The organism is Nocardiopsis codii (genome assembly GCF_036327455.1).
Lineage (GTDB): Bacteria > Actinomycetota > Actinomycetes > Streptosporangiales > Streptosporangiaceae > Nocardiopsis > Nocardiopsis codii.
This window is the reverse complement of the sequence record NZ_JAUZMY010000009.1, coordinates 197,770-216,832: the sequence shown is the minus strand read 5'-3', so window position 1 is coordinate 216,832 and position 19,063 is coordinate 197,770. Positions and strand designations below refer to the sequence as shown.

The 19,063-nt window shown below is 72.6% G+C and carries 13 protein-coding genes and 1 tRNA gene; 10 read left to right on the top strand and 4 right to left on the bottom strand.

Annotation, left to right across the window (positions count from 1 at the left end; translation table 11 throughout):
- Positions 1–26: 26 nt before the first annotated feature.
- A complete protein-coding gene (locus tag Q8791_RS11805; RefSeq protein ID WP_330091688.1) occupies positions 27–533 on the bottom strand; it encodes a DUF1707 SHOCT-like domain-containing protein in 507 nt (168 codons plus the stop codon).
- A 155-nt stretch (positions 534–688) separates the two neighbouring features.
- On the opposite strand from Q8791_RS11805, the gene Q8791_RS11800 reads away from it, so the two are divergent.
- Positions 689–2,410, top strand: coding sequence for a cell division protein PerM (locus tag Q8791_RS11800; RefSeq protein ID WP_330091687.1), 1,722 nt, complete (start codon positions 689–691; stop codon positions 2,408–2,410).
- Between the two features lie 96 nt (positions 2,411–2,506).
- Here Q8791_RS11800 and mfd read toward each other — a convergent pair whose 3' ends face one another.
- Complete coding sequence (gene mfd / locus Q8791_RS11795) at positions 2,507–6,115, bottom strand: transcription-repair coupling factor (RefSeq protein ID WP_330091686.1); 3,609 nt, start codon at positions 6,113–6,115, stop codon at positions 2,507–2,509.
- 347 nt (positions 6,116–6,462) lie between these two features.
- On the opposite strand from mfd, the gene cysC reads away from it, so the two are divergent.
- Together cysC and Q8791_RS11785 are read left to right on the top strand one after the other, a co-directional pair.
- On the top strand, positions 6,463–8,028 hold the full coding sequence (gene cysC / locus Q8791_RS11790) for an adenylyl-sulfate kinase (RefSeq protein WP_330091685.1): 1,566 nt from the start codon (positions 6,463–6,465) through the stop codon (positions 8,026–8,028).
- Positions 8,029–8,082: 54 nt separating this feature from the next.
- Entirely contained in the window at positions 8,083–8,829 is a 747-nt protein-coding gene (locus Q8791_RS11785; protein ID WP_330091684.1) for a MazG family protein, read from the top strand.
- On the opposite strand, the gene Q8791_RS11780 is transcribed toward Q8791_RS11785, so the two are convergent.
- Positions 8,805–10,298 (bottom strand): FtsW/RodA/SpoVE family cell cycle protein, encoded by a 1,494-nt coding sequence (locus Q8791_RS11780; protein WP_330091683.1) that lies wholly within the window; start codon positions 10,296–10,298, stop codon positions 8,805–8,807. The two genes, Q8791_RS11785 and Q8791_RS11780, sit on opposite strands and share 25 nt — an antisense overlap.
- 354 nt (positions 10,299–10,652) lie before the next feature.
- Between Q8791_RS11780 and Q8791_RS11775 the strand changes: the two genes are divergently transcribed.
- From Q8791_RS11775 to Q8791_RS11745, 7 genes are all read left to right on the top strand, one after another.
- Positions 10,653–11,228 carry a TetR/AcrR family transcriptional regulator gene (locus tag Q8791_RS11775; protein WP_330091682.1) on the top strand — a complete coding sequence of 192 codons (576 nt, stop codon included), beginning with the start codon at positions 10,653–10,655 and terminating at the stop codon, positions 11,226–11,228.
- Positions 11,229–11,332: 104 nt separating this feature from the next.
- Positions 11,333–12,616 carry a phosphopyruvate hydratase gene (eno, locus tag Q8791_RS11770; protein WP_330091681.1) on the top strand — a complete coding sequence of 428 codons (1,284 nt, stop codon included), beginning with the start codon at positions 11,333–11,335 and terminating at the stop codon, positions 12,614–12,616.
- 177 nt (positions 12,617–12,793) lie between these two features.
- Complete coding sequence (locus Q8791_RS11765) at positions 12,794–13,165, top strand: FtsB family cell division protein (RefSeq protein WP_330091680.1); 372 nt, start codon at positions 12,794–12,796, stop codon at positions 13,163–13,165.
- Positions 13,166–13,251: 86 nt separating this feature from the next.
- Entirely contained in the window at positions 13,252–13,866 is a 615-nt protein-coding gene (locus Q8791_RS11760; protein WP_330091679.1) for a DUF501 domain-containing protein, read from the top strand.
- The gene (locus tag Q8791_RS11755; protein ID WP_330091678.1) at positions 13,863–14,861 is read left to right on the top strand and encodes a Ppx/GppA phosphatase family protein; all 999 of its coding nucleotides are present in this window, start codon (positions 13,863–13,865) and stop codon (positions 14,859–14,861) included. Before Q8791_RS11760 ends, Q8791_RS11755 begins: the two co-directional genes overlap by 4 nt.
- Positions 14,862–15,185: 324 nt before the next feature.
- Positions 15,186–16,562 carry an NAD(P)/FAD-dependent oxidoreductase gene (locus Q8791_RS11750; protein WP_330091677.1) on the top strand — a complete coding sequence of 459 codons (1,377 nt, stop codon included), beginning with the start codon at positions 15,186–15,188 and terminating at the stop codon, positions 16,560–16,562.
- A 149-nt stretch (positions 16,563–16,711) separates the two neighbouring features.
- Positions 16,712–16,788, top strand: a tRNA-Leu gene (locus Q8791_RS11745).
- 346 nt (positions 16,789–17,134) lie between these two features.
- Here Q8791_RS11745 and Q8791_RS11740 read toward each other — a convergent pair.
- Complete coding sequence (locus Q8791_RS11740; RefSeq protein WP_330091676.1) at positions 17,135–18,970, bottom strand: helix-turn-helix domain-containing protein; 1,836 nt, start codon at positions 18,968–18,970, stop codon at positions 17,135–17,137.
- Between the last annotated feature and the right edge of the window lie 93 nt (positions 18,971–19,063).

The following is a 19,063-nucleotide window of genomic DNA, read 5'->3' as shown; positions in this document are numbered from 1 at the left end:
GTCCTGAGGCCCTCGGAGGAGGACGCCTAGTCGATCGCTCGCCGACCGCCCTCGGACCTGTTGCGGACGGCCTGGACGGAGGCCACGACCACGCCCGGGACCATGAACACCACGAGGAAGAACAGCCACGCGAGGATCGCGTTGGTGTTGCCGCTGGAGATGGACGGCACCCCCCAGAGCACGAAGATGATCCCGCCCCAGATCACCAGTCCGCCCACGTTGGGCCGGTTGCGGCGGTCGGGGGAGTTCTTCCCCTTCTCCCGTCCGGCCGGCGCCCCGGCGGCGGGTGAGGGCTCGTTCCCCGGTCCGTTCACCCCGGGGACGGCGAGCGCACCGGGCCTGGAGGCCGCGGGCAGGTCCTCGAACACGGGGACCAGATCCGTGTTGGTGACGGCCTTCAGCACGGCCCCCGAACGTTCGCCGTGCTCCTCGGAGTCCAGGCGGCCCTCCTCCAGTGCCGTTCGCAACCGTTCCAGCGCCTCGTCGCGCTCCTCGTCGGAGAGCCGGTAACGGTCGGGTTCGGGGCCTGCCATGGGCATCCATTCGGGGCGGGGGGTGAAACCTGTCTCATATCGTACGACGAAGGCAGAACACCGGCGGTTCCCTCCGCCCCGCCGCCGCGGACGCGGACACGACACGCGTCGCCGGGATACCACGGAGCATTCCGGTCCCTGGCAGCATAAGTCGGGTGAGTACGCCAGGATCTCCCCCCGACCGCGGCCGACCGACGAAGCGCTCGCGGACCACCGCCGCCGCCTCCCCGGCAGCCGACGAGCTCAGGCCCCTCTACGCGACCGGCGGCATCGCCGCGGCCACCGCGGCGGGCAGCGGGCTGGCCGCCATCGTCACCCTCACCATCATCGGCTGGGTGGCCGCGCCGCACGACACCTTCGGGGAGGAGATCGTCGACATCCTCCAGGGTGCGGTTCTGGCCTGGCTGGTCGGCCACCACGTGTCGTTCTCGGTTCCCGACGGGCAGATCGCCCTGCTCCCGCTCGGTCTGGTCCTGTTGCCGGGGCTGCTGCTGTACCGGTCCGGCCGGTGGCTGGCCCGCTCCTGCGAGATCCTCCGCCTCCGGTACGTGTGGCGTGCGGCCGTCGCGATCGCCGGCCCCTACGCGGCGATCGCGGGCACGCTGGCCCTGGTGGCGCGCACCGACGCGATCGAACCGAGCATGCCGCGCGCCCTGGTCATGGGGTTCGTCATCGCCTTCCTCGCCGGAGGGTGGGGGGTCCTGCGCCAACTCATGCGCGACAAGGGCGTGGCGGCCGGGGACCTGCTGGAACTGATGCCGGCCCGGTCGAGGTCCCTCCTGGTGGGCATGCTCGCGTCCACCGGAATGCTCCTGCTGGGCGGGCTGCTGCTGTTCGCGGCGGCCCTGGCGGTGAACTTCCCCGAGGTCGTCGAGACGACGCGGGTGCTGGGGCCCGGGCTCGTCGGCGGGGTGCTGCTGGTGGTCATCCAGCTGGCGTACCTGCCCAACGCGGTGGTGTTCGCGGTCTGCTACGCGCTGGGGCCGGGGTTCGCGATGGGGGCGGGCACCGTCGTCGCACCGACGGGGGTGTCGGTGGGCGCCCTGCCGGTGTTCCCGATGCTGGCCGCGCTGCCGGACAACGGGGCCGCTCCTGTGGTGTCCCTGGTGGCCTTGGCGGTGCCGTTCGCCGCGGGGGCGGTGGGCGGTGTCCTGACCCAGCGCAGCGCACCCGACGCGGTCGGCGAGGCGGCGCCACTGTGGGGGTTCGTGTGCGGGGTGACCACGGGGATGCTGTGCGCGGCCCTGGCGGAGATCGCGGGAGGGCCGCTGGGGGGCGAACGGCTCAGCGACGTGGGGCCCTCGGCGTGGCAGGTGGGCCTCGTCGCCGCTCTGGAGGTGGGAGTGGCCGCCGCCGTCGCCGCCTGGATCGCGAACTGGTGGTACTGGCGCAAGCTGCGGCTGGGCGGAGGCGCGGTCCCCCCGGACGCCTCCGCGGCCGGTGCGGCCACCGCCGAGACGGGGGCGCGGCGGTCCTCCGAGCGGACCGGATCCGACCCGAGGCCGGTGGTGGAGCTGCCGCCGGACGTTCCGGTCGGGAAGGGCCTGGCCACGGTGACGCCGCTGCGCCGCCGGGAGGACGAGGACACCGGGGCGGAGACCGAGGAGGAGCCCCGGCCCGCCACCCCCGGGGAGCGCCGCGTTGCCAGGGAACGGGTCAGGGCCGCGCGCGCCGTCGACCGGGAGGCCGAGCGCGGGGCGCGCAAGGAGGCCCGACAGGAGCTGCGCACCCACCGGCGCCAGGAGAAGAGGTCGGCGAAGGAGGCCCGGCGGGCGTCCGGCGGGCGCCGGTGGCGGCGCAGGCCGAGCGAGGACGAGGAGATGTACGGGATCACCTACGAGGCCGATCCCGGGGACTCCGACGCTCCCAGGGCCTGACCGCCCGGCCGGTGCGTCGCCCGACGCGCCGGCCGGGCGGAGGCCGTGAGGTGGACGGGCCTCCGCCGCAGGTGCGCCGGCCGGCGCACCTGCGGCCTACCGGGCCGGGGTGGTCCGGGCGGTCTTGCGCTGGGGCTCGAAGACGGCGTTGACCAGGTCGGTGCACCACTTGAGGAGTTCCAGGTCCCGCAGCGGCTTGCCGCCCATGCCACCGGACTTGGGCACCGGCACGAGCAGGGTCCGCGCCGACTCCTTGTGCAGGGACTTGGGGTACATCCTCCGCAGTCGCAGCTCCTGCGACTCGCGCAGGTCGACCGGGGAGAACCTGATCTGGCTGCCCTGCATGACGACGTCGGACAGCCCCGCCGACTTGGCCAGTACCCGGAACCGGGCCACCGCCATCAGGTTGTCCACCTGCTGCGGCGGAGCCCCGTACCGGTCGGTGAGTTCCTCGTAGGCGGCGAGGATGTCCTCCTCGCTGCCGACGCTGGCGATGCGCTTGTACGACTGCAGCCGCAGGCGCTCGCCCGGGACGTAGTCGTGCGGGATGTGCGCGTTGATGGGGAGCTCGACGCGTGTCTCGATCTCCTCGACCGCGTCCGGATCGCCCTTGAGCTCGGCCACGGCCTCGCCCACCATGCGGACGTACAGGTCGAAGCCCACGCCCGCGATGGTCCCGGACTGCTCCGCGCCCAGGATGTTGCCCGCGCCCCGGATCTCCAGGTCCTTCATGGCCACGTACATGCCCGCGCCCATCTCGGTGTGCTGGGCGACCGTGGCCAACCGCTCGTAGGCGGTCTCGGTCAGCGGTTTCTCCGGCGGGTACAGGAAGTACGCGTAGGCGCGCTCGCGCCCGCGGCCCACCCGGCCGCGGAGCTGGTGCAGCTGCGAGAGCCCGTAGGTGTCGGCGCGGTCGATGATGAGCGTGTTGGCGTTGGGCACGTCCAGGCCGGACTCGACGATGGTCGTGGAGACCAGTACGTCGAAGTTCTTCTCCCAGAAGTCGACCATGACCTTCTCGAGCTGCTGCTCGTTCATCTGGCCGTGCGCGTAGGCCACCCGTGCCTCCGGCACCAGGCGTTTGATGGAGGCCGCCACCTTGTCGATGGAGGCCACCCGGTTGTGTACGAAGAACACCTGTCCCTCGCGCATCAGCTCGCGGCGGATGGCGGCGGTGATCTGCTTGTCCTCGTAGGGGCCCACGAAGGTGAGCACCGGGTGCCTCTCCTCGGGCGGGGTGAGGATCGTGGTCATCTCGCGGATGCCGGTGAGGCCCATCTCCAGGGTGCGCGGGATCGGCGTCGCCGACATCGCGAGCACGTCGACCTGGGTGCGCAGCCGCTTGAGCGCCTCCTTGTGCTCCACGCCGAAGCGCTGCTCCTCGTCGATGATGACCAGGCCCAGGTCCTTGAAGCGGGTCTCCGCCGACAGCAGGCGGTGCGTGCCGATGACGACGTCCACCTCACCGCTGCGCAGCCCCTCGCGCGTCAGCTCCACCTCGCCGTCGGTCTGGAACCTCGACATGGGCTTGACGGTGACCGGGAACGACGCGTACCGCTCGGTGAACGTGGACATGTGCTGCTGCACGAGGAGGGTGGTGGGCACCAGCAGGGCCACCTGCTTGCCGTCCTGCACCGCCTTGAACGCGGCGCGCACGGCGACCTCGGTCTTGCCGTAGCCGACGTCACCGCAGATCAGCCGGTCCATCGGGACCGACCGTGACATGTCCTTCTTGACCTCGTCGATGGCGGCGAGCTGGTCGGGCGTCTCCATGTACGGGAACGCGTCCTCCAGTTCCCTCTGCCACGGGGTGTCCGCGCCGAACGCGTGCCCCGGCGACGCCTGGCGGGCCGAGTACAGGCGGATGAGGTCACCGGCGATCTCGCGGACGACCTTGCGGGCACGGCTCTTGGCCTTGCTCCACTCGGCGCCGCCCATCTTGGACAGCGTGGGCGCCTCGCCGCCCACGTACCGGGTGACCTCGCCGAGCTGCTCGGTGGGGACGAAGAGCCGGTCGCCCGGCTGGCCGCGCTTGGAGGGGGCGTACTCGATGAGCAGGTACTCGCGGGTGGCGCCCTGGATCTGGCGGCTGACCATCTCCAGGTAGCGGCCCACGCCGTGCTGTTCGTGCACCACGTAGTCGCCCGGCTTGAGCTGCAGCGGGTCCACGGTGCCGCGCCGTCTGCTCGGCATCCTGCGCATGTCGCGGGTGGAGGACTTCTGCCCCGCCAGGTCGGTCTCGGTGAGCACCACCGTGTGGACCGTCCGCAGCAGGAACCCGTGGTCGACCAACCCGGTGGTGACCGTGGCGACGGCGGGAGGGGGAGGCTCGGCCAGGTCGGAGGCGAGAGCGGCGCCCAGCCCGGCGTCGCGCAGCATCGCGACGAGCCGCTCCGCGGGGCCGTGGCCCTGGGTGACCAGGACGACGCTCCAGTTGTCGTGCAGCCAGCCCTTGATGTCGGCCAGCGCCCGCTCGGTGTCGCCCCGGTAGGAGTCCGCGGGGACGGCGCCCACGACGACGGCGTCGTCCTCCTCGGAGGCGCCGCCCTCCTCACCCGCGCTGAAGGGGGTGAGCCCCCACCACGGCAGGTCCAGTCCGGCGGCGGCCGCGCGCAGCTCGGAGATGGACATGTAGGCGGACTCGCCCAGGTCGATGGGGGCCTCGCCGCCGGAGGCGGCGTTGATCCACGAGGCGTCGAGGAACTCGGCGCTGGTGGCCTCCAGTTCCACGGCGCGGGTGCGGATGCGCTCGGGGTCGCAGCCCACCACCATCGCGCCCTCGGGCAGGTAGGTGAAGAAGGGCTCCATCCGGTCGGCGAGCACGGGCGCGAACGCCTCCATGCCCTCGACCGAGACGCCGTCGGCGATCTTGTGCAGGATCTCGGCCAGGGAGGGGTGCTCCTCGGCCAGGGCCCGCGCGCGCCCGCGCACGGTGTCGGTGAGCAGGAGCTCGCGGCACGGCGGGGCGAACAGCCCGGAGGCGGCGCTGGTGCGCGCCCCCTCGCCGCCCTCGTGGGGGGCGATGGACCGCTGGTCGGCCACCTGGAAGTAGCGGATGTCCTCGACGGTGTCGCCCCAGAACTCCAGCCTCAGCGGGTGTTCCTCGGTGGGCGGGAACACGTCGAGGATGCCGCCGCGCACGGCCATGTCGCCGCGCTTCTCGACCAGGTCGACCCGGGCGTAGCCGGTGTCGGCCAGGGCCGTGACCACGTCCTCCAGGGACGCCTCGTCGCCCGGTCGGATGCGGACGGGCTCCAGGTCGCCGAGACCGGCCACCAGCGGCTGCAGGACGCTGCGCACCGGGGCCACGACCACCCGCAGCGGGGCGGTGAGCGGGTCGGCGGGATCCGGATGGGCCAGGCGGCGCAGGACGGCGAGGCGCTGGCCGACCGTGTCGGAGCGGGGGGACAGGCGCTCGTGCGGGAGGGTCTCCCAGGCCGGGAAGAGCGCGACCGAGTCGTCGGGCAGCAGCGACCGCAGCGCGTCGGTCAGGTCCGAGGCCTCCCGCTCTGTGGCGGTGACGGCGAGCACGGGCCGACCCGCGCCCACGGGCGCGTCGGCGGCCAGCGCGCCCACCATGAAGGGGCGCAGCGCGGCCGGCGCGACGAGGTCGAGGTGGGGATCGAGTCCGCGTCGGGCGGCCTCGATCGTGCTGTGCAGTGCCGGGTCCCTGGAGACGTCGGCGAGAAGTCCAATAAGGCTCATAGCACCAGAAACTGAAAGTGGAAGTGGGTCCGGATCAGGCGGTGGTCGCGGCCTGCACGTCGGGAAGGCGGCTGCGGGAGTGGACGCCCGGCACTCCTCAGACTATCGAGTCCGGAGGTTTCGCGTGGGCTGGGTGTGGACAGACGCCCGACCGGGCGGCCTGTGCCGCCCGCGTGCGGTGTACGGCACGGGCGGGGCGGTGCACAGTGGGTGAAACCGCTCGTGAGGTGCTTCTATTCCGGTCGCCCGCCGCTCGGGCCGCGCTCCCCGTAGTGCGGCGCGGGGAGGCCGGGGGCTTCGGGCATACGCTAGAGGCGTTTTCCGGGACACCGTAGGAGAGGAACCTCGTGGTGAGTGCGATCAGGAGTGGGAGCGCGCCGGAGGGCGGGGGCGGGCAGCCGGGTGCCCCGGTCTTCGCCCCAGGTCCGGATGGTCTCGCCCACCTGGAGCTGATCCTCAACGGCTCCTATCCGCTGCCCGGCTTCATGACGCGGGACGAGGCGGGGTCGGTGGAGCGCACCGGGCGGCTGCCCGACGGGCGCCCCTGGCCGGTTCCGGTCACCCTGGAGGTGCCGGAGGCCCTGGCGGGCGCCGCGCTGCTGACCCTCACCGACCCCGAGGGTGCGCCGCTGGCGGAGCTGGCCGTCACCGAGCACTGGGAGGACGGGGGCGGCCACCACCTGGCCGGGGACGTCGCCATGCTGCGTCCGCCCATGTACGGCGTGCTGCGCAAACTGCGGCCCTCGCCCGCCGAGGTGCGGGGCCAGCGCGAACTCGAACCCTCCTCCGGGCGGTCCCTGCTGGCGGTCGTCACCGACCGGCCCCTGCACCACCGGGTCCTGCACCAGATCCGGGCCGAGGCCGACACCCTGGGGGAGGCCGGCGGCGCCCGCGCCGAGGTCCTGGTGATCGTCGACGCGGGCTTCGAGGACGAGGGCATGGCCACGGCGGTCCTGGCCGCCGAACCGCTGCTGCCCGGGCGCACCGCGTTCGCCGTGTGCACCCTGCCGAGGGGGGCCGCGCGCGCCGAGGGTGCGCTCGGCGGCCCCTGGGGCGTCCGCGACGTGGCGCTCGCAGCGCACGTGGCCGCCGCGTACGGGGCCACCCACATGCTGGCGGTGACCGGCGGCAACGGACCGGACGTCGAGCGGGTGATGGCCCAGCGGCCGCCGCTCACCGTCCTGGAGCCGGAGCCGTGGCGCTACGACTCCTCCGAGGGCCTGTGGCAGCCGCTCACCCGGGTGGACCCGGCGCACGCCGTCCGGGAACCGGACGACGAGGAGATCGAGGCCGAGCTGGCGCACGGGCGCGAGCTGCCCGCCTGGTTCACCCCGGCCCGTGTGGGCGCCGCGCTGGCGCGGCTGCGCCCGGCCCGGACGAAACGGGGGGTCACGGTCCTGTTCACCGGCCTGTCGGGGTCGGGCAAGTCCACGATCGCGCGGGGGGTGTGCGACGGGATCCGGCGGTCCGGGCGCACGGTGACCCTGCTGGACGGGGACGTGGTCCGCCGCATGCTGTCCAGCGGGCTGACGTTCTCGCGGGAGGACCGGGAGCTCAACATCCGCCGGATCGGCTACGTGGCCGCCGAGATCACCCGGCACGGCGGCGTGGCGGTGTGCGCGCCGATCGCCCCGTACGCGAACGGCCGCGCCGAGGTCCGGGCGATGGTGGAGGAGTTCGGCGACTTCTTCCTCGTGCACGTGGCCACCCCGCTGGAGGTGTGCGAGGCCCGCGACCGCAAGGGGCTGTACGCCAAGGCGCGCGCGGGGGAGATCGCCGAGTTCACCGGGATCTCCGACCCCTACGAGGAGCCCGACGACGCCGACCTGGTGCTGGACACCGGGGGCGACCCGTCGGAGTCCGTGGCCAGGGTGACGGCGGCCCTGCGCGCGGGCGGATGGCTGCCCGAGTAGGTCCGCCGGCGGGCAGGACGAGCAGTGGTACGACCCCGAGATTCGAGGACCGAGATGACCGACCCCCAGCCGACCGGGCACCGTGTGCTGCGCCTGGTCGAGGTGATGGACACCCTGCGCCGGGAGTGCCCGTGGGACAGCGCCCAGACCCACGAGTCGCTGGCCAAGTACCTGATCCAGGAGGCCTACGAGACCCTGGAGACCATCGAGGAGGGTGACCTGGCCTCGCTCCGCGAGGAGCTGGGCGACGTGCTGCTCCAGGTGGTCTTCCACGCGGCCGTGGCCGCCGAGCGCCCCGAGGGCGACCCGGCGCGGTTCACGGTGGACGACGTCGCGGACGCGATCATCGACAAGATGACCCGCCGCCACCCGCACGTGTTCGGCGGGGCGGACGTGTCGGGCACCGACGAGGTGTGGTCCAACTGGGAGGCCATCAAGGCCGCCGAGCGCGCGGCCAAGGCGAAGGCGGCCGGGGGCGACGGGACGACCTCCGTCCTGGACGGGGTGCCGTTCGCGCAGCCCGCCGTGCTGCTCGCCCACGAGCTCCAGCGCAGGGCGGTCCGCAACGGCTTCCCCGCCGAGCTGGTGGGCGACGACGGGGCCGGGGGCGGGGAGCTGTTCGCCGCGATCGCCGCCGAGAGCGCGCGGGGCCGGGACTCGGAGGCCGACCTCAGGGCGGCGGCCCGCAGGTTCGACGCCCGTGTGCGCGCCGCCGAGGACGCCGCCCGCGCCGACGGCAGGGAGCCGCGCGAGCTCTCGGGGGCCGAGTGGCGCTCCTACTGGGAGGGGACCGCCGGATAGCCGGGCCCGGCCTCGTCCCCGGCGGCGCCGGAGCGGTTCCGGCGGGGGCCCACGTCGATGGCCTCCGTCGCCGGGTCCTGTGCCGCGCCGCCGGGGCCCGGCCGCGGCCGGCGCGCGGTCTCGCTGATGGTCAGCCAGAGGCCGACGATCACCCAGTTGGCCATCAGCGCCGATCCGCCCGCCGACAGGAAGGGTGCGGTCATGCCGGTCAGGGGGATGATGAGCGTCGCCCCGCCCAGCACGATGAACACGTCGAACGCGGTGAGGAACGCGTACCCGAGGGCCGTCAGCTTCAGGAACCAGTCCCTGGCGCCGAGCGCGATGCGGAACCCCCGTTCGGCCAGGACGAACAGCAGCAGGAGGACCGCCATCAGGCCGGTCAGCCCCAGCTTCTCGCCCACCGAGACCAGGACCAGGTCGCTGTCGGCGGCGAAGACCTCCTGGACGAAGCCGGCGCCGAAACCGGTCCCCGTCAGACCCCCCTCGGCCAGCGCGAACATGCCCTCGACGATCTGGTAGCTGCCCCCGGGGCGGCTGTACACCTCCTCGTCGAAGGCGTGGAGCCAGATCTCCACCCGGTTGCGCACGTGTCCGAACATCAGGTACGCCGCGTACGCGCCCGCCGAGAACGCCACGAGTCCGATGAGCACCCACGACTTGCGGGCGGTCGCGGCGTAGAGCACCGCCAGGAAGGTCCCGAACAGCAGGAGCGAGGTCCCCAGGTCCCTGGTGCCGACCAGCAGCAGGATCGCCATCCCCCAGCCCACCGCCATGGGCGCCAGGTCGCGGCCCCGGGGCACGCTGAACACCTTGAACCGCCCGACCCTGACGGTGCGGGTGACCAGTGCCATCACCTCGCGCCGGCGGCCCAGGTGGGAGGCGAGGAAGAGGACCAGGAGGACCTTGGCGAACTCGGAGGGCTGCATCGTGAACTGGCCGAGGCGGATCCACCGCCGTGCGCCCAGCACCTCGTGCCCCAGGGGGGAGAGCGGCAACAGGAGCAGGAGCAGGGCGGCGGCCGCGATCATGTACGTGTACAGGGTGAGCCGCTGCGGGCGGCGGACGACCACCACGGTGGCGGCGCACAGCGCCATGCCGACCACGGTCCACACCATCTGGCGGTCGGCGTCCCCGTGCTCCCCGAGGCTCGACGACCGGGTCATCTCGACGACCCAGATCATGGTGACGCCCAGGCCGTTCAGGACGGTCGCGACCGGCATGACGACCGGGTCGGCGTGGGGGGCGACCCGGCGGAGGACCAGGTGCAGGGAGACGGCCCCGGCGCAGAGGACGGCGAGGTAGACCACCACCCCGGGGCCGACGCCGCCGGTGACGGACAGGGACGCGGACAGCAGGGTCGCCGCGACCGTCACGAGCGCGGCCACGAGCAGGAGGAGTTCGGAGCCCCGTCTGGGCACCGGGAGAAGGGCTCCGTCGGCGGGCGCCGGTCCGGTCTCGGGGTCGCCCACTGTCGTTCCACCGTCCACGTCGGGGCGCAGGCGCCCGGCCGGGCGCCTCGGCCCGGGTTCCACGGGGCACTCCGCCACTGAACTATAGGCGGGGGAGCGGCGCCCGTCCCCGAGGCGTGCCGCCTTGCCCGGGGGCCGTCCGGCCGCGGGCGGGGGCGTCCGCCGGCTCGGCGCGCCGGCGGTGCGGGTGCGTCCGGCCCCGGCCCCCGGCCCCGGGCCGCCGCTCCCGCCGCGCGCTCCCCCGGATGTCGCGCGGCCGACGCCGTACCGGCACTTACCGTGCGTCAGGTAACTTACCGGTCGGAAGGTACGGGCGGGAGCCGGCGGAGCCGCGAGCGAACGGGAGTCACACGGGTGCCCAGAGCGCGGAGAGACACCGGGGCCGAGATCCAGGCCGCGGCACTGGACCTGTTCGCCCGCAAGGGGTTCGAGAAGACGAGCCTCCGCGAGGTCGCGGAGCGCCTGGGCATCACCAAGGCGGCGCTCTACTACCACTTCCCGTCCAAGAGCGACCTGCTCAGGTCGCTGGTGGAGCCCCTGTGCCAGGACATGGGCGACCTCCTCGCCAGGTACGGGGAGGAACCGCGGGGCGCCCCGGGAGAGGGCTCCGGCCGCGCCCGCGAGCTCCTCGGCGACTACTTCGACCTCTGTGTGCGTCACAGCACCCTGCTGGTCGCCGTCCTCGACGACGTCGGGGCCCTGGCCGACATCGGCCTCATCGACGACGTCCTCTCCTGGCGTCGCGGGCTCGACCGTCTCCTGGCCGGCCCCGGGCACGGGGTCCCGCCCAGGATGGGGGCGGTCATCGCCCTGGGCGGGATCCGGGAGGTCTGCGTGACGCTCCCCGCCGAGGAGGCCCTCGCGTACCGCGAACACGCCCTCGACAGCGCCCTCGCGGCCCTCGTGTCCGGGATGTCGCAGAAGGACTAGACCAATTCGGCCGGGTGCCCTCACACGTCGGCGGGCGGTGTCGCTACTCTCGTGTCGGGTCCTGAACCAGTGGCCGAGAAACCCCAAGAGTACGGAGAGAGACCGTGGCGTCCATCGAGGCAGTACAGGCGCGGGAGATCCTTGACTCCCGGGGAAACCCGACAGTCGAGGTCGAGGTTCTGCTCGACGACGGAACCATCGCGCGCGCGGGCGTCCCCAGCGGCGCGTCCACCGGCCAGTTCGAGGCCGTCGAACTGCGTGACGGCGGAGACCGCTACGGCGGCAAGGGCGTGACCAAGGCCGTGACGGCCGTCAACGACGAGATCGCCGACGAGCTGCTCGGCCACGCCCCCGACGAGCAGCGCATCATCGACCGCGCGCTCATCGACCTGGACGGCACCCCGGACAAGTCCCGGATCGGCGCCAACGCCATCCTGGGCGCCTCCCTGGCCGTGGCCAGGGCCGCAGCCCAGGAGGCCGGGCTGCCGCTGTTCCGCTACATCGGCGGTCCGAACGCGCACGTGCTTCCCGTGCCGATGATGAACATCCTCAACGGCGGCGCGCACGCCGACAGCAACGTCGACATCCAGGAGTTCATGGTCGTTCCGCTCGGAGCGCCCACGTTCTCCGAGGCGCTGCGCTGGGGTACCGAGGTCTACCACTCCCTCAAGTCGGTCCTGAAGGCCCACGGCCTGGGCACCGGTGTGGGTGACGAGGGCGGCTTCGCCCCCAACCTGGACAGCAACCGCGCCGCCCTCGACCTGATCGTCGAGGCCATCGAGAAGGCCGGCTACACCCCCGGCACCGACATCGCGCTCGCCCTGGACGTGGCCGCATCCGAGCTGTTCAACGACGGCGTCTACACCTTCGAGGGCAAGGCCCGTACGTCCGCCGACATGGCCGCGTACTACGCCGAGCTCGTCGACGCGTACCCGCTCGTCTCGATCGAGGACCCCCTCGACGAGGAGGACTGGGACGGCTGGAAGGCCCTCACCACCGAGCTCGGCGACAAGGTCCAGCTGGTCGGCGACGACCTGTTCGTCACCAACCCCGAGCGGCTCCAGCGCGGCATCCTCGCCGACACCGCCAACTCGCTGCTGGTCAAGGTCAACCAGATCGGCACGCTGACCGAGACCCTGGACGCGGTCTCCATGGCCCAGCGCAGCGGCTACACGGTGATGATCAGCCACCGCTCCGGCGAGACCGAGGACACCACCATCGCCGACATCGCGGTGGCCACCAACGCCGGTCAGATCAAGACCGGCGCCCCGGCCCGCAGCGAGCGCGTCGCCAAGTACAACCAGCTGCTGCGCATCGAGGAGGAACTGGACGACGCCGCCGTCTACGCGGGCGTGTCGGCCTTCCCGCGCTTCGCCGCGCGCGGCTAGTCTGCCCCAGTGTCCCGCGAATCCAAGCAGCCGCCCCCAAAGGCCGAGAAGGCGTCCAAAGCCGACAGGCCGACGGGCAGGGCTGCCCGGAGCAAGGCGGGACCCAAGGGCGCCGGCCCCGGCAAGGGCAGGGGCCCGGGGAAGAGCAGGGGTCGCACCGCCCCCAGGGTGCGACCCATGCTCACCAGCCGTGCGGCGATCCTCGCCCTCGTGGTGTGCGTCATCGCGCTGAGCCTGGCCTACCCGCTGCGCGAGTACGTGGCGCAGCGGGCCCAGATCGCCCAGCTCCAGGAAGAACGCGCGCGTATGGAGGAGAACGTCCTCTACCTGCGCGAGCGCGAGCAGGAGCTCACCCAGGACGAGTACGTCGAACGCGAGGCCCGTGCGCGGCTGCACTACCAGTACCCCGGGGAGACCGCCTACATCGTCATCCCCCGGGACGCCGAGGACGACGACGAGGCCGAGACCGGTCCGAGCGAGCCGTGGTTCACCACCCTGTGGCGCTCGGTCGAGGAGGCGGACAGCCCGCCGCCCGACGACGGACTCTGACCGCCGCCGCCGGGCGCGGCGCCGTGACCGGGGTCCCGTCCCCGAGGGCGGCAGGGGTGCGGGTGCGGCCCTATGCTGGGTGCGCCATGACTTCCGCTGATCAGCCCGTGCCCGGGCGCGCCGCCGGACCGGCGGACGCCGGCCCCGACGGCCACTCCGAGAACCCGGTCGCCGCCCGCGACATCGCCGCCATCGAACTCCAGCTCGGCCGTACCCCGCGCGGAGTGCGCGGGGTCGCGCACCGCTGTCCGTGCGGCCTCCCCGACGTGGTGCGCACCGCGCCCCGCCTGGAGGACGGGACCCCCTTCCCGACGCTGTACTACCTCACGTGCCCGCGCGCGGCCTCGGCCATCGGCCGGATGGAGAACTCCGGCCGGATGCGCGAGATGCAGGAGCGTCTGGGGACGGACCCGGAGCTCCGTGAGGCCTACACCGAGGCCCACGAGTCCTACGTCGAGGAGAGGGCCGAGCAGGCGCGCCTGGACGGGGTCGAGCCGCTGCCCGAGGGCATGCAGAGCACCGGTGGCATGCCCACCCGCGTCAAGTGCCTGCACGCGCTGGTCGGCCACGAGCTGGCCGCACCGGGCACCAACCCCTTCGGCGCCGAGGCGCTGGAGGAACTGCCGCACTGGTGGGACAAGGGCCCGTGCGTGTGTGTCGACGAGGACGCCCGTGAGGGCAGTGAGGGGAACGGGTCATGAGCGGTGTCGCGGCGATCGACTGCGGAACCAACTCCATCAGGCTGCTGATCGCCGACGTGGTGCACATCGACGGCGACGAGGTGCAGGTGGTCGACGTCGACAGGCGCATGGAGATCGTGCGGCTGGGCGAGGGCGTCGACGAGACCGGGGAGTTCTCCCCCGAGGCCCTGGAGCGGACCTTCGAGGCGCTCCGCGGCTACGCCGAGGCCATCGAGGCCCACGGCATCACCCTGGGGCCGGACGCGGTGCGCATGGTCGCCACCAGCGCCACCCGGGACGCGGCCAACCGCAAGGTGTTCATCGACGGGGTCCGCGAGATCATCGGCGTGGAGCCCGAGGTGGTCACCGGCCTCGACGAGGCCGAGCTGTCGTTCGTGGGCGCCACCGCCGAGTTCGACGCCGAGGCGGCGGAGGACGGAACAAGTGAGCTCTCCCCGCCGTTCTTGGTGGTGGACATCGGCGGCGGCTCCACCGAGTTCGTCCTGGGGACGGGCACGGAGGGCGGCGAGGACGGCGAGCTGGTCCGCGCGGCGCTGTCGGTGGACGTCGGCTGCGTGCGCATGACCGAGCGGCACCTGCGCGACGACCCGCCCACGGCCGGGCAGATCGCCGCGGCCACCGCCGACATCGACGCGGCGCTCGACGAGGTCGAGCGGGTCGTACCGCTGCGCGAGGCGGGATCGGTCGTGTGCGTCGCGGGAACCGCGACCACGGTCGCCGGCATCGCACTGGACCTGCCCGCCTACGACGCGGAGCGGATCCACCACTCCCGTGTGGGCGCGGCCGACCTCGACCGCATCACCGGGGAGCTCCTCGGGGCGACCTCGGCGGAGCGGTCGGAGATCGGTGTCATGCACCCCGGCCGGGTGGACGTCATCGGCGCGGGCGCGCTCATCCTGTCGCGGGTGCTCGCCCGCACGGGGGCGGACGCGTTCACGACGAGTGAGCACGACATCCTCGACGGTGTCGCCTGGAGCCTCGTGGTCCAGGCGTAGGCGTTCCGCAAGGGTCTTTCGGGGACCTCGAACAGGGTCCTCCGGGTGAGACGCATCACCCCGAAATGCTCTTGTGAATGCTTTCACAACCACTCTGACCTGCGAAGATGCAAGACTTGCCGGTGTGGAAGTGGTGGGAAGGTGAGCAGATGTGAACCTTCTCTGTCGGTAGGTGCTTGTGAAAGAATGCACAAGCACCACCCGAAAAGTCGGGTACCCCCACGGGGGTGGTGCCCCGCTGGAACGCGAGTGCGGGCGACCGGAGACCGCGAGACCTTCGCGGCCTCGGACGGGCGCGACAGAAACCTTTAGGGCGGACATGCGATGACCGAGAGCAGGAACTACCGGCTGGTACACGGCGGAGGGGACGAGGCGGAGATCCCGCACATCCTCATCGTCGGCGGCGGTTACCTCGGGATGTACACCGCGAGGCGGCTGGAGAAGAAGCTCGGGGCGGGCGAGGCGCGGATCACCGTCATCGACCCCAACTCCTACATGACCTACCAGCCCTTCCTGCCCGAGACCGCGTCCGGCAACATCTCGCCGCGCCACGTCGTCGTCCCGCTGCGCAAGGTCTTCGACCGGGTCCGCGTCCTGGGCGGGCGCGTCGTGCGCATCGACCACGCCGACCGCCAGGTCCGCTACGAGCCCAACGTCGGCGAGCCGGAGACCATCGCCTACGACCACCTGGTCATGGCCGCGGGCGCCGTCTCGCGCACCCTGCCCATCCCCGGGCTGGCCGAGTGGGGCATCGGGATCAAGACCGTGGAGGAGGCCGCCTACCTCCGCAACCACGTCCTCAACCAGCTCACCATCGCGGACTCCACCGACGACGAGGCCACCCGGCGCAAGGCGCTGAACTTCGTCTTCGTCGGCGGAGGCTTCGCCGGCGCCGAGGCCATCGCCGAGCTGGAGGACATGGTCCGCGACGCGGTCCGGTTCCACCACTCGATCGACCTCGAGGACGTGCGGTTCTACCTCATCGAGGCGGCCGACAAGATCCTGCCCGAGGTCGGCCCCGAGGTCGGGAGCAAGGCCCTCAACCAGTTGCGCCGCCGCGGCATCGACGTCCGGCTCAAGACGTTCCTGGAGTCGGCGACCGACCAGCACATCAAGCTCAGCGACGGCGCCGAGTTCGACGCGGGCACCCTCGTATGGACCGCGGGCGTCAAGCCCAGCCCCGTCGTCGCCGCCAGCGACCTGCCCCTCGGCCCCAAGGGCCACGTGGACACGAGCGAGTTCCTCACCGTCAACGGTGTGGAGAACGCCTTCGCCGGAGGCGACAACGCCCAGGTCCCCGACGGCAACGGCGGCTACTACCCGCCCAACGCCCAGAACGCCGTCCGCCAGGCCCCGGTGCTCGCCGGCAACGTGATCGCCTCGCTGCGCAACACCGAGCTCACCGCCTACAAGCACAAGAACCTCGGCGCTGTCGCCGGGCTCGGCCTGCACAAGGGCGCGGCCCAGCTGTTCGGCGTGATCAAGCTGAACGGCCGCCTCGCCTGGTACGCCCACCGGGCCTACCACCTGTTCGCGGTCCCGACCTTCAACCGCAAGATGCGGGTGCTGTCGGACTGGACGCTCGCCCTCTTCCTGCGCCGCGACTTCGCCGCGCTCCCGGAGATGGCCGAGCCCCGCCAGGCCTTCGAGGAGGCCAGCCAGCCGCAGATCGAGGACGGCCGCCTCCGCCGGGTGAGCTGACACGGCACGGCCGCGTGACACCCACCCGCGCGGCCTCCGTCCCAGACGCACGAAACGGCCGGTTTCCCCAGGGGAGCCGGTCTTTTCGTGACCATAACCGGCCAAGCTCAACCAAAGTGGGCAATCGGCCCGGCCGGTATGATGGGCTCGCCCTCGTAGCCCAATGGAAGAGGCAGGCCCCCTAAAAGGGTCACAAGTGTCGGTTCGAGTCCGACCGGGGGTACCAGCAGTGTTTGTTTGGGGGCTCCGCTTCGCTTCGCCCCGTGTTCGGGCGCCCGGTAGCCGGGGTGCTTCGTCCTCGTCGGCGCCTGTCGCTCGTTCCTCGCTCGCGGCTTGACTCGTCCTGCAGCGCCCCGGCGGCGCCCTCACGCACACACCCCCTGGGGCGGGGCGGGTCTTGACCGGCAAGTCCTTGCTGTTGGGGGCTCCGCTTTGCTTCGCCCCGTGTTCGGGCGCCCGGTGGCCGGGGTGCTTCGTCCTCGTCGGTGCCTGTCGCTCGTTCCTCGCTCGCGGCTTGACTCGTCCTGCAGCATCCCGGCGGCGCCCTCACGCACACACCCCCTGGGGCGGGGTCACGTGCTCTGCTGCTCCATCAGCAGCTGCAACTGCGTGAACAGCCGCTCCCCCGGGTCGCCCAGATCGATCCCGCTCACCGACGCCGCCCTGCGCACCCGGTACCTCAGCGTGTTGGGATGGATGTGCAGCCGCTCGGCCGCCGACCGCGCGTCCCCGAACGCCTCCAGGTAGGCCAGGAGCGAGTGCACCAGGTCCGCGCCGCCCGCGCGGTCGTGCTCGATCAACCGGCTCACCCGCGGATCGCGCAGCGACGGGTCCTCCCTCAGCCGGGCCAGCGTCTCGCTGATCAGCACCCGCGAGCGCACGTCCGAGATGGTCGCCACCTCCCAGTCCAGGTTCCGCTCCAGGTCGCGGCCCATCGCGTCCAGCACCCGGTCGGCCTCCGCCCGTGAGTCCGGCACGTCCGCGAGCTGCTCCATCAGCGAACCCACCGCCGCCTGCACCCGGGCGCCCAGGGCTGTGCGCGCCGCCGCCACCGTCTTGCGCGTCAGCGCGAGCACCGACTGCTCCATCCCACGCCACCCCTCCCGGCCGCGCTCCAGGTCCGGCAGCAGGACGTACACCCGGCCGCCCAGCTCCGTCACCAGGGCACTGCGACGGTAGGCCGCGGTGTGCACCGACACCAGGTCGATCAGCTGCCGCCGCCGCAACTCCCGGGCGGGCCGGTCGGGGCGCTCCGCACGCTCCTCGCCTGTGCCGTCCGGGGCCTCCAACAGCGAGAACGCCACCACCAGCGCGCCGCGGTCGGCGTGCACCTCCACCGTGTCGGCCAGCGCGCCGGCGTCGATCCGCCCCTCCAGCAGGCTCGACAGCAGGTCCTCGCGCAACCGCAGTCCCGCGCTGGCCTGGCTGCGCTGCCGGATCATCTGCAGCGCGGTGGTGCGTGCGGCGCCCAGCAGCGCCTCCTCGGCGTTCTCGGCCAGCGGTACCGCCCCCTCCTGCACCCAGATCGCCCCGAGCGGCTGCCGTCCCGCGTGGATGCCCACCGCCAGGCGGCGGCGGATGCCCAGGTCGGGGTGCTCCTCGATACGCACCACCTCCTCGCCCGCACGCAGTTTGGCGAACACGCCCCACTCGCGCAGCAGAGCCAGGTACGACTCAGGCCCGCGCCTGCCCAGCACCGACAGCCGCCGCAGCTCGTCGACCTCCGCGCCGCTGGAGTAGGCCAGCACCCGGCTGGCCGCGTCCTCGATGCTCACCAGCCCCCCGGTCAGATGGGCGATCGTCTGGGCCATCGAGAACAGGTCGCCGCCGGACTCGCCCGGGTCCTCGACGGCGGTGAGCCGGGCGTCGTCCACGATGCTCTGGCACACCGCCTGCAACTGGTCCCAGCGCACCTCGGCGCGGACGGCGAGGAGCGCGATCCCCGCCTCCCGCGCCTCGTTCCGCAGGGCCCGCGACTCGTCGGTCCCGCCCGGTCGCGGACGACCCGTCCTGGAGCCCCCGGGCGGCATCACGTCCTCCTGGGCGTGCCCGCCGGCCTTGACGGCGACCGCCGTGGCGCCCTGTTCGGCCAGCGTCCGGACGAGCCGCCGCGCGGCCGCGCCGCGGGCCCCGATCAGGAGCACCAGGTCGCCCTCGCGGACCTCGGCGCGGTCCTCGGGGTCCAGGATGACGACGTTGTCCACCTGGACATCGAGCCCGCCCGGTGCGGCGGCCACGTCCACGACGGGGTCGCCGAGCGCCAGGAGTAGTCTGCGCAACGGGACGCCCGTCGTCCCCTCCCCGTCGTGGGTGGAATGACCTGCGAAGACGCTCGTCCCCGATCCTGGCCGGTGCGCGTCGCCGCCAGCGGAGTGAAACGGGCCCGGTGGTGGGGTGTCAGTACTCATATGTGTCCCATTTTGTCCTAGTGAACAAATAAGGCGGGCAAAGAGTGGCCTGCCCCACAAGGTTCGCACGGCCTTGTTCTGAGAGCGTTGAGT

Coding starts and splice junctions, on each gene's coding strand:
- Q8791_RS11805 (WP_330091688.1), bottom strand. CDS start 533: ATGGCAGGCCCCGAACCCGACCGTTACCGGCTCTCCGACGAGGAGCGC.
- Q8791_RS11755 (WP_330091678.1), top strand. CDS start 13,863: ATGAGCGGTGTCGCGGCGATCGACTGCGGAACCAACTCCATCAGGCTG.
- Q8791_RS11760 (WP_330091679.1), top strand. CDS start 13,252: ATGACTTCCGCTGATCAGCCCGTGCCCGGGCGCGCCGCCGGACCGGCG.
- Q8791_RS11740 (WP_330091676.1), bottom strand. CDS start 18,970: ATGAGTACTGACACCCCACCACCGGGCCCGTTTCACTCCGCTGGCGGC.
- Q8791_RS11750 (WP_330091677.1), top strand. CDS start 15,186: ATGACCGAGAGCAGGAACTACCGGCTGGTACACGGCGGAGGGGACGAG.
- Q8791_RS11785 (WP_330091684.1), top strand. CDS start 8,083: ATGACCGACCCCCAGCCGACCGGGCACCGTGTGCTGCGCCTGGTCGAG.
- Q8791_RS11765 (WP_330091680.1), top strand. CDS start 12,794: ATGCTCACCAGCCGTGCGGCGATCCTCGCCCTCGTGGTGTGCGTCATC.
- mfd (WP_330091686.1), bottom strand. CDS start 6,115: ATGAGCCTTATTGGACTTCTCGCCGACGTCTCCAGGGACCCGGCACTG.